The following is a 12842-nucleotide window of genomic DNA, read 5'->3' as shown; positions in this document are numbered from 1 at the left end:
GGCTGATGCTGAGTGTTCTGCGAAATCAAACGTATCGTCACCTGCTGGCGGCCCAACTGGTTGCTCTCACCGGCACCGGACTGGCGACGGTGGCGCTGGGCCTGCTGGCTTATGATCTGGCCGGAGACACGGCGGGTATGGTTCTGGGCACGGCATTGACGATCAAGATGGTCGCCTATGTGACCATCGCCCCCATCGCGGCGGCCTTTGCCGAACGGCTGGATCGCCGCCGGTTGCTGGTGGCGCTGGATCTGATACGCGCGCTGGTTGCGATCTGTTTGCCCTTTGTGACCGAGATCTGGCAGGTCTATGTGCTGATCTTCCTTCTGCAATCAGCATCGGCCGGATTCACCCCTGCCTTTCAGGCCACCATTCCGGACGTGCTGACCGATGAACAGGATTATACCAAGGCCCTGTCCCTGTCGCGGCTTGCCTATGATCTGGAAAGCCTTCTGAGCCCGGCGATGGCCGCCGCGCTGCTGCTGGTCGTCAGCTTTGACAGCCTGTTCTGGGGAACCGGTATGGGATTCATCGCCTCGGCCCTTCTTGTGGTTTCGGTCGCCCTGCCTTCCCCCAAACCAACGCAACGCCGGGGAATCTATGACCGCACAACACATGGCATACGCCTTTATCTGAACACGCCCCGTCTGCGCGGGTTGCTGGCCCTGACATGGACAGCGGCAGCGCTCAGCGCGATGATCATCGTCAACACCGTGGTACTCGTCCGCGCCGATTTGGGCTTGTCCGAAAGCGCGGTGGCCATTGCGCTGGCCGGGTTTGGCGGCGGCTCGATGCTGGCCGCGTTCGTCCTGCCCAAGGCGCTGAACACCTACGAAGACCGCAGCATCATGCTGACCGGAGCCACATTCGGGACCTTCGCCACGGGAATAGCTGCGGTTTTTTTTGCCTTCACCGAGGTCTCGCTGTCCGTACTGACGGTGCTTTGGGCCTGCGTCGGTTTCGGTTATTCCGCAACGCTGACCCCTTCGGGCCGTCTTCTGACCCGCTCCGCCAGCTCCGAGGACAGACCGGCAGTGTTCGCCGCCCAGTTCACGCTGTCCCACGCCTGTTGGTTGGTGCTGTATCCGTTCGCGGGCTGGATGATGACGACATTCAGTGCCGCTATCACACTTGTCTGCGTGGCTCTGATCGCATCGCCGGGACTTGTGGCTGTTACCCTGATCTGGCCGCGCCCTGGCCGGAAAGCTATGTCAAAAGAACGCGCTGACACGCCTTGAGCCTCCCGGCTCCTGTGCATTACACCTTGGGGATCATGGATCAGCTAGACCGCCGCATCATCGCCGCATTGCAACACAACGCCCGCGAAACGACCTCGAAAGTCGCCGCGAAACTGGGCGTGGCCCGGACCACCGTGCATGAGCGTATTCGCCGGATGGAAGAAAGCGGTGTGATTGCCGGATACTCGGTGATCCTGAACAGCTCCGAGGATGCCCCCCGCGTTCAGGTTGTCGTGCTGCTGGAAGTGCAGCAAAAGGAGACAACGCGCATCATCAAAAGGCTCGAGGCCTATCCCGAGGTCAAGCTTTGCCTGTCGATCAATGGCGAGTTCGACCTCCTGCTATCGGCCGAGGCCCCAAGGATCGAGGATCTGGACATCCTGGTCGATGACCTGGCCAAGATACCCGGCGTTCTGCGTACCAATACCAGCGTTGTCTTCGGTCGCCGGATCGACCGAAAATAGGTGGCTGATAACTCTCTGTAAACAGAAGCGGGGCTAGCTTGGCCGGGACTGATCAGAATCCCGGACCGGCAGAATGCCCCATCGTTTGATCTTTGGCCTGAGTTTTCTTGCGCTCTGCGTGACGCAACAGGGTTTTGCCATGCCCGATGCCCGCGTGGCTGGGGTTTGCGACTCAGCCGCGCGACGGGCCGCGCAGTCTGAAGGCGTTCCGCTGAACGTTCTGCGCGCAATTGCACGGGTGGAAACCGGGCGCCTGCGGGACGAGCGTCTGGAACCCTGGCCCTGGACCATCAATGTCGAAGGGCAGGGGTATTGGTTCACCTCAGAATTTGAGGCCAAGTCCTACGTTTTCAGCATCTTCAAAGCAGGCAAGCGCAGCTTTGACATCGGCTGCTTTCAGATTAATTACCGCTGGCATGGCAAAGAGTTCCGGTCGATCGACGCCATGTTCGACCCGGATGTAAACGCCACCTACGCAGCCCGATTCCTGAAAGACCTTTATGCCGAACTGGGCTCATGGCCCGCCGCTGTCGGAGCCTATCATTCGCGCACACCGTCGCTGGCCAACGCCTATTCCGATCGTTACCTGACCGTTCTGGCGCAACTGGACCAGACCCTGCCCGTCACCCCGGAAAGGGTGGCACGTGACTCGTTCACCACCGACGCGACCCCACTGTTCCCGGTCAACCTGCCGCAATCCGGCAGCGTTTTGGGGTCGCTGGTCCCACCCTCCGGCACCGCTACCGCATTTATTTCGTTCAACTAGGAGACCCGCGTGCCAAAGATCGACGCCCGTTCCCTGTTCTCCCCTACCGTTCTGCTCGCGCTGGCGCTGATGACGGTCATCGTGATGATGATCCTGCCAATGCCCGCCTGGGTGCTGGATGTGGGGCTGGCGGCGTCCTTCGCGCTGGCGATCCTGATTTTTACCCTGACGCTATTCATCGAACGGCCGCTGGATTTTTCGTCTTTCCCGACGATCCTGCTGGCCTCGCTGATGCTGCGGCTGTCGCTGAACGTATCCTCGACCAAACTAATCATCGGTCAGGGTCACACCGGACCCAACGCTGCCGGGGACGTGATTGAAGGGTTTGCCGATTTCGTCATGAGCGGCAGTATCTTTCTGGGGCTCGTGGTGTTCGGCGTGCTGCTGATCGTGAACTTCATGGTCATCACCAAAGGGGCCGCCCGCATGGCCGAGGTTGGCGCGCGGTTCGCCTTGGACGGTATGCCCGGCAAACAGCTGGCCATCGACAGCGACATGTCGGCAGGCGCCATCGACCACCAGCAAGCCAAGGAACGGCGCGAGCGCGAACAGCAGGAGACGACCTTTTTCGGTTCGCTCGATGGCGCATCGAAATTCGTCAAGGGCGATGCGGTGGCCGGGCTTCTAATCACCCTGCTGAACCTTGTCATGGGTCTGATCATGGGCGTGATCGTGCACGGGATGCCGATCTCTTCGGCATTCGAGACCTATGCCATCCTGACCGTTGGCGATGGGCTGGTGTCGCAAATCCCGGCAGTGATCATTTCCATCGCTTCCGCCCTGCTGCTGGCGCGCGGCGGCACCCAAGGGGCTACCGACAACGCGATTTTCTCGCAGTTGGGAAAACACCCGGCGGCGCTGGGAACGGTTGCGATCCTGATGGTGCTGTTTGCTCTGGTGCCCGGCCTGCCCTTTCTGCCGTTCATTCTGGGCGCGGGCGTGCTGGGCTACGCCGCCTTCAACGTGCACCGCAAACAAAAGGCCGGGGAAGAGGCTGCGATGGACCCCGCGCCGCGGGATGAAACGTCGGTCTCGCAGGCCATCGGCGACATTCTGGATCTGGACGACGTGCATCTGGAGTTTGCCCCTGATCTGGTCGGCATGGTCCTGAACCCCGGCACCGGGCTGGACGCGCGGATCGCCAATATGCGGACTTATGTCGCCTCAAGCTTTGGCCTGATCCTGCCCGATATCCGCCTGACCGACCGCGCGGATCTGCCTATGGGCACCTATGTGGTCAAGGTGCAGGGGGTCGAGCAGGCGCGTGGCGTGTTGAACCCTGATCTGGTGCTGGCACTTGTGCAGGAAGATCGCGATATGCAGCCCGAAGGCAATGACGTGACCGAGCCGGTATATGGTGCCCCGGCCCGCTGGATCCTACCCAAGGATCAGGAGGCTGCAGCGATGAGCGGGGCAACTATTGTCTCTCCGCCCGAGATTCTGGCGACCCACCTGCTGGAGATCATCAAACAGAACTTCTCGCGCCTGCTGACCTTGAAATCCCTGCGCCGCCTGTTGTCCGAGATGACGCGGCTCAGCGATACGGTTCGCGCCGAGGCCAACCGCAAATTGCTGGACGAGCTGATCCCCGACAAGGTACCGATCGACACTTTGCACGCAGTTCTGCGGCTGTTGCTGGACGAGCGCGTTTCAATCCGCAATATGGCCCTGATCCTGGAAAGCGTGGCCGAGGCGCGCCTGACCACAACCCAGCCCGAAGGTATCTGCGAGTTGGTCAGGCAAAGGCTGGGGTTCCAGTTGGTGGCCGAGATAAAACGCGAAGATGGCTCGATCCCCCTGATCCAGCTGGCGCCGGAATGGGAAGACACCTTCGCCACCTATCAGATCGACGCGCCGAATGCCGGTCTGGACGTCGCATTGCCGCCGAATCTGTTTAACAAGCTGGCCGATGGCGTGGTCGACAGTGTCGCGCAGTCTGCCGATCACGGGGTGTTTCCGGCCGTCGTTACCTCGACCCGGCGGCGCAGGCTGCTGCGCACCATCATGCACGCGCGCGGTATCGCCAACCCGGTCCTGTCCTTCGAGGAAATCGGGCTCGAGGCACGCCCCGCGCTGGTCGGAACGGTGCCCGCGTGATCGCGCTGCCGCCAGAGCTTCTGCCCCAGTTGGGCGAGGGTCTGTGGCACCTGTTTGCCATTTTCCTGCGTGTCTCCGCCATGGTCTCATTGCTGCCGGCTTTCGGAGAACGCAGCATCCCGACCCGCGTCAAACTTGGGATCGCAGTGGCGTTTACGCTGATCGTGGCGCCTGCAGTGCAGGTTGCGGGCACGGCAACCGACCTGTTTCCAATGGAGCGGATGATTGTGGTTGAGGCTCTGATCGGCGTGGTATTGGGCCTGGGCCTGCGCATGTTCGTACTGGCCCTGCAAACGGCCGGGTCGATCGCGGCGCAGGCGACTTCGCTGTCTCAAATTCTGGGCGGGGCCGCAGCCGACCCGGTCCCTGCGATGGGATACCTGCTGACCTTGTCGGGCTTGACCCTGGCGGTGCTTTTGGGCCTGCACATACGCGTCGCTGAGTTTCTGATCCACAGCTACACCCTATTTCCGACGGGTACGGCCCCGATGGCGCCTGACCTGTCGCAATGGGGCGTGCAGCAGATCGCGCGCAGTTTCGGCATGGCCTTTGAGCTGGCCATGCCGTTTGTCATGGCCTCATTGATCTACAACCTGGCGCTGGGCGTCATCAACCGAGCGATGCCGCAGCTGATGGTGGCCTTTGTCGGTGCCCCCGCCATCACCTTTGCGGGGCTGTTCCTGCTATTCGCGGGCACCCCTCTGATCCTGTCTGTGTGGTCCGACGCCCTGTTCACCTACATGGTGAACCCGCTTGAGGGCGCAAGATGAGCGGATCAGATGACGACAGTGACAAATCCTATGACCCGACACCGCAAAAGCTTCAGAAAGCCCGGGAAAAGGGCGAAGTTGCCAAGTCCAACGACCTGTCCGTTGTGGCTGCCTACACCGGATTTCTCATCGCATTGTTTGCAGCTGGTCAGTTTGGCGTGCAGCACATGGGTACCCTGTTTGTCGTCCTGATCGATCAGGCTGATACACTTGCCCCATTGGTGACCGACGGCCCGTCGGCCAGTCCTGTTGGCGGGATGCTGAAAACCGCCTTGTTGTCCGTGTCGGTCCTGTTTGCCTTGCCGGCCAGTGCCGTTTTGCTGAACCTGATCGCCCAGCGCGCGTTGGTCTTTGCGTCCAGCAAACTGAAACCGAAGCTGTCCCGCATCTCGATCCTGTCCAACGCCAAAAACAAGTTTGGACGCGGGGGCCTGTTCGAGTTTGCCAAGAGTTTTTTAAAACTGGCGATCTACGGCACCTGCCTAGCCCTATTCCTGCGCGCGAATCTGAGCGAGATCCTGTCGGCCAGCGTGGCCCCCGCACGATCCTCGGTGATGCTGATGATGAACCTGCTGTTTCGCTTTTTGTTCATTGTCATCACCGTGGCTCTGGCGATCGGGGTGGTGGACTACCTGTGGCAATACGCCGAACACATGCGCAAAAACCGGATGTCGCGCAAAGAGATTCAGGACGAAACCAAAGATGCCGAAGGCGACCCGCATATGAAACAGCAACGCCGTCAGCGGGCGCAGGAAATCGCGACGAACCAGATGATGTCGGATGTGCCATCGGCGGATGTGGTGATCGTCAACCCGACTCATTTTGCGGTGGCGTTGAAATGGGCTCGAACGGCGGCCTCGGCGCCGGTCTGCGTTGCCAAGGGCGTAGACGAAGTGGCCGCCGCGATCCGTTCACGGGCCGCCGAGTCCGGAGTTCCCCTTCACTCCGATCCGCCCACTGCGCGCGCGCTTCATGCAGCCGTCGAGATCGGACAGGAAATCGCCGAAGAACACTATCGCCCCGTGGCCGCCGCAATCCGGTTTGCCGAGGCGATGCGCAAACGGGCAAAGGGACAGATCAGATGAGACAGGATGAGTTTTCAGACCTTGAAAAAGTCACCGGCGCTGCGTTCCAGAAGGAGTACAACGCCCTGCGCCCGCTGATCGAAGCCGAGGCAAGGGTGCAACAGCAACTGGCGCGGCTGGATGATCAGGTGCAGCAATCCCGCGAGGTCAGCGCCTTGGCCGAAGGATACCGCGTCACCGGCACGGACGTTCTGTGGAATGGATGGGAATCGGCCACACGCCGCCAGCTGAACATGGATCTCGCCCGGCTGCGGGCACAAAAACTGGCGGCGATGGCAGCGTTGCGCACGGCATTTGGCCGCCAGCAGGCTGTGGCGAACCTTTCAGCGGCCCGGAAAGAAGCTCGCAAATGCGCGCGGAACAAGAAACTGTCGGTCTAGTGGTCTCCGGGCACGGGGCTGTCCGGATCAGACGTCCTGACGACTGACACTCATGATCAGAACCTGAGAGACGTCATCCCCCAGATCCCGGCGCGCCGTCTCAAGCAGTGCTTTGCGCAGCACTTTCAGGTTATCGGATTCTGTGAAAGCGCCGTCGAAACCGCCCATGTTTGCGTGGTCGAACATGACCTGCAGAAACCCGTCGCGCAGCTTTGGCTCGACCGCGTAGAAAGCCTCGGTCATGCCGGGGGTGATCTCGAGGCTCAGCGACATGGTGACCAGCGCCTCGATACGCTCGGAGTCAACAACCGGAACTACAAACTGCTTGGTCAGCTTGAGGTACTCATAGTCGCTCGGTTCGTCGGCTTTTTTCGCCTTTTTATCCTTGGCTTCGGGGGATTTCTCCTTGGGTTTTTCCGCCTTTTCCTGCGTTGCGATCTCTTTCGTTTCCGAAGGTGACAACATGACGCCAGCACCGATACCGGCTCCAAGACCGAGCAGCAGAAAAACGGCGGGCAATAATTTCTTCATCACATTGCTCCTTAATACGGCAACACGGCATCCAAAATCTGCTGGCCGTATCTCGGTTGCTGCACGTCGGTAATCTGTCCTCGCCCACCATAAGACACGCGGGCCGAGGCGATCTTGTCATAGGTGATCTCATTCTTGCGAGAGATGTCCTGCGGCCGCACATAACCTGCGACCAGAAGCTCGCGTAGTTCGAAATTCACGCGCAGTTCCTGCGAGCCCGAAATCGACAGCACTCCGTTCGGCAACACGTCGACCACGGTGGCGGCCACCCGCAGGGTCAGCTTCTCCTTACGTTTCACCGATCCTTCGCCCGTGCTTTCCGAAGACGAGTCGATCTCGACCGCATCCGCAAGTGATGCGCCTTCCGGCAGGTGTTTGTCCGCGCGTTGCGGCAGGCCGAACAGGCCGACGATCCCCAGGCTTTCCGAGGCCGAGCGCGAGCGTTCCGTATCATTCGAGAACTCGGCTTTCTCGTCCAGTTCGATCACAACCGTCAGGATGTCACCCTTCTTGATCGCCCGCTGATCCCCCAGCAGCGATTGCTGGCCACCACTCCACAACGAGGACCGGTCGACGTTGCGCTGCGGTTGCGTGTGCAACGGCAGGCCCGGCCACAACATGGCGACATGTTCGGGCGAGTCCTCATTCGGGGTGAAACTGGGCGGCTTACCCAGATGATCCACCCGACCGCAGGCCGACACGGCAAGAACCGTAAGCAAAAGAGATTTCGAAAGAGCTGACATCATTTCACCTCGATTTGGCCGTCGGGCCGGATAAGACCAGTCACGGTTGTACGGGAGGACAGGTTCATGACCCGGATGCGCTCCCCGGCGGCCCCGCGCCCCAGCGCGCGACCTTCTGTTGTGATCGACAGCGGATTGCGGTCGAAGATCAGGACGACCAGATCGTTACGATCCACCAATGCCGGCGCGCCGACATCCCCATCGCGGATCGGACGCCCGGGATAAAGCGCGACACGGGCCTCATGCCCGATCAGTAATTCGGGGTCGGCCACCGCTCCGGGCACATTTTGTGCCTTGATCTCAAGATCGGTGGCCGAGATGATTTCCTTGGCGCGGATGGTGCGGGTTGGCACGACAATATCGGCCAGTGCGAACACCGGCATCAGCAACCCCAGTACCAGGATTAGAAACCGCATCACCGCACCTGTGTCGTTGCGCCCATCATCTGATCGACGGCGGAAATGACCCGGGCGTTCATCTCATATCCGCGCTGTGCCTCGATCAGTTCGGTCACCTCGCGGATCGCATCGACCGAGCTGTCCTCAAGATAACCTTGCCGCAAGGTGCCAAGCCCGTCCTCACCCGGAGTACCAACCACTGGCGCTCCGGACGCTTCGGTTTCCTTGAACAGGTTGCTGCCGATCGCCTCAAGCCCTTTGGCGTTCGAAAAACTGGCCAGCGTGATTTCCCCTAACAGCTGCCCCTCGGGCGCGTCGTCGAAATAGGCATAGACCTCGCCCGAGGCGTTGATGGAAATCGAGTGCGCGTCGTCGGGAATTGTGATCTCGGGCGCTACTGCGTATCCGTCCGACGTCACGATCAGCCCCTCGGCCGAGCGCTTCATACTACCATCGCGGGTAAAGCCGGACTGACCGTTGGTCAACGTCACCTCAAGATAGCCGCGCCCTTCGATAGCGACGTCCAGATCATTGCCAGTCGCCGACAACCCGCCTTGCGCCAGCTGCACCGTGACGGCCGACGGACGCACGCCCAGACCCAACTGAATCCCGGTGGGCAGAACCGTGCCGTCATTGGCATTCACCGTCCCCGCCCGCGCCATCTGCTGATAATGCAAATCTGCGAACTCGGCCCGACGCGCGTTGTAGCCGGTGGTGTTCGTGTTCGCCAGATTGTTCGAGATCGTCTCGACCCGCATCTGCTGCGCAGTCATGCCCGTTGCTGCGATTTTCAAAGCCCGCATGTTCAAATCTCCTTTTCACAAATCAGCGCATCAGCGCCTTGAGCGCGCCGCGCAGACGTTCGTCTTCGGTTTCCAGAAAGCTTTGCCCCAGCTCATAGGCGCGTTGGATTTCCACCAGCCGGGTCACCTGATGAACGGCGTTGACGTTGGATCCTTCGAGGAACCTGTGCACAACCACCGGGTTTTCCACCGGCTCAATCTCACCCTCGGCGCGGAAATGCGTGCTGCCCTCGCGCACCAGCGTGCTGGGGTCGACCACCCGGTAGACGCCGATCTGCCCCAGAAGTTTCCCTTCGATACTGAGCGTGCCGTCACTGCCCACATCAATTGAGGCAGCATCCGGAGGGATGAAAACAGGCGCGCCGTTCACATCCAGCACCCGGTGGCCGTCCATCGTGACCAGATCGCCATCGGCGCTCGGGGAAAAGGCGCCCGCCCGCGTCAGACGGTTGCCCGCCGCAGTTTCGACCATGAAAAATCCGTCCCCTTCGATGGCGAAATCGAACTGGCCTCCGGTCTCGGTCAACAGGCCCTGCTGCAGCGAGGTATTGCGTGCCTCGGCCCGGCTCATCGACAGGGACGGGTTGCCCGGCAGATCGCGGACGAATTCGGAGAACACCAGACCCTGCGCGCGGTACCCGGTGGTGCTGGCATTGGCGATGTTGTTCGCCACCAGGCGCATTTCATTCATCAGTCCGGACTGGCGGGACAGGGTGACATAGGCGGTATCCATCAGCGGCCTCCTGCAATCAGTGGGATGAGGGTTGTGGTGAAGAAGGTCACAAGTGTCTGGGTCATGAAGCCCATGGAAATCCAGAACACGATGACAATGGCGATCAGCTTGGGCACGAAGGTCAGCGTCATCTCCTGTACCGAGGTCAGCGCCTGGAACAGGCCGACGATCAGGCCCGACACCAGCGCCACTGCAAGGATCGGGACCGAAGTGATCACCGCGACCCAAAGCGCCTGACGCACGATGTCATAGAAGAGACCTTCGCTCAGCATGACATCAGACCGGCATCCGCAGGATTTCCTGATAGGCCTCGACCACCTTATTGCGCACGACCACGGCCGTTTCCACGGCCAGCTCGGTCTGCGCCAACGCCTGAACCAGCGCGTGCGGATCGGCCTGCCCGGTCATGGCTGCCTGGGACACCTGCTCGCTTTGTTTCAGCGTTGCGGCAAAGTCCTGAAACGTGCTGCGCAGCCCCTGCGCCAGTCCGGCATGGTTGGGATCTGCCTGCGTGGCCGGGCGCGCAACGGCATAGTTCTGAGCCGCAGTCAGGGATCGGATATCCATTCTGATGTCCTTTATTTTCTGAGGAGTTCCATAAGGCTCGACGACATCTGACGTGTCTGGTCGAACATCTTGAGATTGGCTTCGTAGCTGCGCTGCGCCTCGCGCGCGTCGGCGATTTCGATCATCAGGTCGACATTCGAGCCGCGATAATGGCCGGTTTCATCCGCCATCGGGTGGCCGGGATCGTAGACCCGAGACCCGTCACGGTGGTCCAGCTTGACGCGCCCGGCCTGCACAACTTCGCGCCCGTTCTTTTGCACCGTTTCAAACGGCACGGTTTTGCGGCGATAGCCCGGCGTGTCGGCGTTCGAGATATTCTCGGACACATGCCGCAACCGCGCAGATTGCGCGCGCAGGGCGCTGGTCGAGGCGGCGAGGGAATGGGAAAAATCACTCATCTTTCAGCCTCCTTATAACCGGCCCAGACTGCTGCGCAGAATGCTCATCGAGGATTTGTAGATGGTCAGCGCGCGGTCATGCTGGCGCTTGACCTCGACCGCTTTGAACATCTCTTCCTCAATGGACACGCCGTTACCGTTGGGGTCGCCCGAGGGCGCGGTCTGCAACTCGGCCCAGGACTGAAGGCCCGAGGCACCATTCAGGTGACCAGCCCGCGTGGCTGTCATGGCAACTTCACGGCCCGAATTTTCGAATGCTTTCTGAAAGGCCTCGATATCGCGCGGCTGGTAGCCCGGCGTATCCGCATTGGCCATATTGCGCGCGATGACGGCCTGCCGTTGTCCGGCATGAGTTGCCATTGCGTGCGCTGTCTTAAAGACGTTCAGGTCATAGAACATCGGGGCTTCTCCCTCGATCAATTTCAATCAAGGCTTAACCCCGATTCCTTTAGAAAGCGTTTTCAGAAACCCGTTGGAGAACCCACGATGTCCGATCTCGACCCGATGCTTCTGAAATGCGAATTCGACCGTCTGTCCGCCGTGCGCCATATGGGCCGCGTGTCCGGCGTGGCGCGGGGAGTCATTGAAATACAGAGGCTTGAGGGGCAGGCGCGGATCGGCGACCACCTGACGCTGCGGCGGCGCAGCGGGCCAGATCTGTCGGGCGAAGTGCTGCATGTTGAGGCTGAGGTGATTCACATGATGCCGACTAACGCCCCCGATGGGGTCTGTCTGGGCGACCGGGTGATTCTGGACCAGACACCCGCTTTTGCGCCGGGCATGCATTGGCTGGGGCGCGTAGTCGATCCGTTCGGCAAACCGCTGGACGGTAAGCCCCTGCTGTCGGGTGCGCAGGAACAGGACATCATGCGCGCACCGCCCCCGGCCGTGGCACGCAAACCGCTTGGTGCACGGATGGAGACCGGGCTGGCCATGCTCAACACCATGCTGCCCGTAGTGCAGGGGCAGCGGATTGGCCTGTTCGCGGGTTCGGGCGTCGGCAAATCCACGATGCTGGCAACGCTGGCGAAATCGATGCAGGCGGATGCGGTCGTGGTGGCACTGGTGGGCGAACGCGGGCGCGAGGTGAACGAGTTTGTCGAGCAAGCGCTGGGGGCCGAAGGGATGAAACGTTCGGTCGTGGTGGCGGCCACATCGGATCAATCTGCGCTGGCGCGGCGGCGCTGCGCCTGGTCGGCGATGTCGGTGGCCGAGTACCTGCGTGATCTGGGGAGGAACGTGCTGTTTCTGGCTGACTCGGTGACCCGCTTTGCCGAGGCACATCGGGAAATTGCCGTCGCGATGGGTGAAGCTCCCTCGTTGCGCGGCTTTCCCCCGTCGGTCACATCGCTGATTGCCGGGCTGTGCGAACGCGCTGGCCCCGGCACCGCCGATCAGGGGGACATTACCGCCGTGTTCAGCGTTCTAGTCGCCGGGTCGGACATGGATGAACCGGTCGCCGACATTCTGCGCGGCGTGTTGGACGGCCATATAGTGCTCAGCCGTGACATTGCCGAGCGTGGTAGGTTTCCAGCCATCGACCTCAGCCGCTCAGTCTCGCGCAGCCTTCCCGGCGCGGCGTCGGACGAAGAAAACCAAATGATCTCGGAAACCCGCAAATTGGTCGGAAGCTATGAGCAGTCCGAAGTGATGATAAAAGCCGGGCTTTATGCCGAGGGCGCAGACCCGCTTCTGGATCAGGCCGTTCGCGTACATGAGGAACTGGATGCCTTCTTTGGCAAGCCTGAAACCGATGGAATCAATAACAGCTTTAACCGCTTGCAACTTATCCTGCGGCGGGCCAGCGCCAACCTGCCGCGCGAGAGAAGTCCGGACAGTTTTAAGTGTTAAGCCCACCTTAAGACCTGC

17 protein-coding genes are annotated in these 12842 nt (G+C 60.9%); 8 read left to right on the top strand and 9 right to left on the bottom strand.

Annotated elements, in window-relative coordinates; all coding sequences use genetic code 11:
* Positions 1 to 5: 5 nt before the first annotated feature.
* From ACR0IK_RS14165 to ACR0IK_RS14135, 7 genes are all read left to right on the top strand, one after another.
* On the top strand, positions 6 to 1238 hold the full coding sequence (locus ACR0IK_RS14165) for an MFS transporter (protein ID WP_480641932.1): 1233 nt from the start codon (positions 6 to 8) through the stop codon (positions 1236 to 1238).
* A 35-nt stretch (positions 1239 to 1273) separates the two neighbouring features.
* A complete protein-coding gene (locus ACR0IK_RS14160) occupies positions 1274 to 1702 on the top strand; it encodes an Lrp/AsnC family transcriptional regulator (protein ID WP_480594436.1) in 429 nt (142 codons plus the stop codon).
* Positions 1703 to 1775: 73 nt separating this feature from the next.
* Positions 1776 to 2468: a lytic transglycosylase domain-containing protein gene (locus ACR0IK_RS14155; protein WP_480594435.1), complete on the top strand. Its 693-nt coding sequence runs from the start codon at positions 1776 to 1778 to the stop codon at positions 2466 to 2468.
* A 69-nt stretch (positions 2469 to 2537) separates the two neighbouring features.
* Positions 2538 to 4565, top strand: coding sequence for a flagellar biosynthesis protein FlhA (gene flhA / locus ACR0IK_RS14150; protein WP_480642043.1), 2028 nt, complete (start codon positions 2538 to 2540; stop codon positions 4563 to 4565).
* A complete protein-coding gene (locus ACR0IK_RS14145) occupies positions 4562 to 5335 on the top strand; it encodes a flagellar biosynthetic protein FliR (RefSeq protein ID WP_480641931.1) in 774 nt (257 codons plus the stop codon). The genes flhA and ACR0IK_RS14145 overlap by 4 nt, the downstream gene beginning before the upstream one ends.
* Positions 5332 to 6420, top strand: coding sequence for a flagellar type III secretion system protein FlhB (flhB, locus tag ACR0IK_RS14140; protein WP_480641930.1), 1089 nt, complete (start codon positions 5332 to 5334; stop codon positions 6418 to 6420). The genes ACR0IK_RS14145 and flhB overlap by 4 nt, the downstream gene beginning before the upstream one ends.
* Entirely contained in the window at positions 6417 to 6800 is a 384-nt protein-coding gene (locus ACR0IK_RS14135) for a hypothetical protein (RefSeq protein WP_480641929.1), read from the top strand. Before flhB ends, ACR0IK_RS14135 begins: the two co-directional genes overlap by 4 nt.
* 27 nt (positions 6801 to 6827) lie before the next feature.
* Here the strand turns inward: ACR0IK_RS14135 and ACR0IK_RS14130 are convergent, their stop codons facing one another.
* From ACR0IK_RS14130 to ACR0IK_RS14090, 9 genes are read right to left on the bottom strand one after another with little or no spacing between them, the layout of a single operon-like run.
* Positions 6828 to 7334, bottom strand: coding sequence for a flagellar basal body-associated protein FliL (locus tag ACR0IK_RS14130; protein ID WP_480641928.1), 507 nt, complete (start codon positions 7332 to 7334; stop codon positions 6828 to 6830).
* An 8-nt stretch (positions 7335 to 7342) separates the two neighbouring features.
* A complete protein-coding gene (flgH, locus tag ACR0IK_RS14125) occupies positions 7343 to 8074 on the bottom strand; it encodes a flagellar basal body L-ring protein FlgH (RefSeq protein WP_480642042.1) in 732 nt (243 codons plus the stop codon).
* Positions 8074 to 8490, bottom strand: coding sequence for a flagellar basal body P-ring formation chaperone FlgA (flgA, locus tag ACR0IK_RS14120; protein ID WP_480594429.1), 417 nt, complete (start codon positions 8488 to 8490; stop codon positions 8074 to 8076). Before flgA ends, flgH begins: the two co-directional genes overlap by 1 nt.
* Positions 8490 to 9275, bottom strand: a complete 786-nt coding sequence (flgG, locus tag ACR0IK_RS14115; protein ID WP_480641927.1) for a flagellar basal-body rod protein FlgG — start codon at positions 9273 to 9275, stop codon at positions 8490 to 8492. The genes flgA and flgG overlap by 1 nt, the downstream gene beginning before the upstream one ends.
* Positions 9276 to 9297: 22 nt before the next feature.
* Entirely contained in the window at positions 9298 to 10008 is a 711-nt protein-coding gene (locus ACR0IK_RS14110) for a flagellar hook-basal body complex protein (RefSeq protein ID WP_480641926.1), read from the bottom strand.
* On the bottom strand, positions 10008 to 10280 hold the full coding sequence (locus ACR0IK_RS14105; protein WP_058282142.1) for a flagellar biosynthetic protein FliQ: 273 nt from the start codon (positions 10278 to 10280) through the stop codon (positions 10008 to 10010). Before ACR0IK_RS14105 ends, ACR0IK_RS14110 begins: the two co-directional genes overlap by 1 nt.
* Positions 10281 to 10284: 4 nt before the next feature.
* A complete protein-coding gene (gene fliE, locus ACR0IK_RS14100) occupies positions 10285 to 10575 on the bottom strand; it encodes a flagellar hook-basal body complex protein FliE (protein ID WP_480641925.1) in 291 nt (96 codons plus the stop codon).
* Between the two features lie 11 nt (positions 10576 to 10586).
* Positions 10587 to 10973 (bottom strand): flagellar basal body rod protein FlgC, encoded by a 387-nt coding sequence (flgC, locus tag ACR0IK_RS14095; RefSeq protein ID WP_480641924.1) that lies wholly within the window; start codon positions 10971 to 10973, stop codon positions 10587 to 10589.
* 12 nt (positions 10974 to 10985) lie between these two features.
* Entirely contained in the window at positions 10986 to 11372 is a 387-nt protein-coding gene (locus ACR0IK_RS14090) for a FlgB family protein (protein WP_480641923.1), read from the bottom strand.
* 87 nt (positions 11373 to 11459) lie between these two features.
* Here ACR0IK_RS14090 and ACR0IK_RS14085 point away from each other — a divergent pair, with 87 nt between their 5' ends.
* Positions 11460 to 12824: a FliI/YscN family ATPase gene (locus ACR0IK_RS14085; RefSeq protein ID WP_480641922.1), complete on the top strand. Its 1365-nt coding sequence runs from the start codon at positions 11460 to 11462 to the stop codon at positions 12822 to 12824.
* Positions 12825 to 12842: the final 18 nt, after the last annotated feature.

It is taken from the genome of Ruegeria sp. BF7, assembly GCF_056538605.1.
Note: the sequence above shows the minus strand (reverse complement) of the source record. Positions and strands in the feature narration are given on the sequence as shown.

Excerpts from the sequence above, each read along its gene's own strand:
- ACR0IK_RS14165 (WP_480641932.1), top strand. The coding sequence starts at position 6 with ATGCTGAGTGTTCTGCGAAATCAAACGTATCGTCACCTGCTGGCGGCC.
- ACR0IK_RS14160 (WP_480594436.1), top strand. The coding sequence starts at position 1,274 with ATGGATCAGCTAGACCGCCGCATCATCGCCGCATTGCAACACAACGCC.
- ACR0IK_RS14155 (WP_480594435.1), top strand. The coding sequence starts at position 1,776 with ATGCCCCATCGTTTGATCTTTGGCCTGAGTTTTCTTGCGCTCTGCGTG.
- flhA (WP_480642043.1), top strand. The coding sequence starts at position 2,538 with ATGACGGTCATCGTGATGATGATCCTGCCAATGCCCGCCTGGGTGCTG.
- flhB (WP_480641930.1), top strand. The coding sequence starts at position 5,332 with ATGAGCGGATCAGATGACGACAGTGACAAATCCTATGACCCGACACCG.
- ACR0IK_RS14135 (WP_480641929.1), top strand. The coding sequence starts at position 6,417 with ATGAGACAGGATGAGTTTTCAGACCTTGAAAAAGTCACCGGCGCTGCG.
- flgH (WP_480642042.1), bottom strand. The coding sequence starts at position 8,074 with ATGTCAGCTCTTTCGAAATCTCTTTTGCTTACGGTTCTTGCCGTGTCG.
- flgA (WP_480594429.1), bottom strand. The coding sequence starts at position 8,490 with ATGCGGTTTCTAATCCTGGTACTGGGGTTGCTGATGCCGGTGTTCGCA.
- flgG (WP_480641927.1), bottom strand. The coding sequence starts at position 9,275 with ATGCGGGCTTTGAAAATCGCAGCAACGGGCATGACTGCGCAGCAGATG.
- ACR0IK_RS14110 (WP_480641926.1), bottom strand. The coding sequence starts at position 10,008 with ATGGATACCGCCTATGTCACCCTGTCCCGCCAGTCCGGACTGATGAAT.
- ACR0IK_RS14105 (WP_058282142.1), bottom strand. The coding sequence starts at position 10,280 with ATGCTGAGCGAAGGTCTCTTCTATGACATCGTGCGTCAGGCGCTTTGG.
- fliE (WP_480641925.1), bottom strand. The coding sequence starts at position 10,575 with ATGGATATCCGATCCCTGACTGCGGCTCAGAACTATGCCGTTGCGCGC.
- flgC (WP_480641924.1), bottom strand. The coding sequence starts at position 10,973 with ATGAGTGATTTTTCCCATTCCCTCGCCGCCTCGACCAGCGCCCTGCGC.
- ACR0IK_RS14090 (WP_480641923.1), bottom strand. The coding sequence starts at position 11,372 with ATGTTCTATGACCTGAACGTCTTTAAGACAGCGCACGCAATGGCAACT.
- ACR0IK_RS14085 (WP_480641922.1), top strand. The coding sequence starts at position 11,460 with ATGTCCGATCTCGACCCGATGCTTCTGAAATGCGAATTCGACCGTCTG.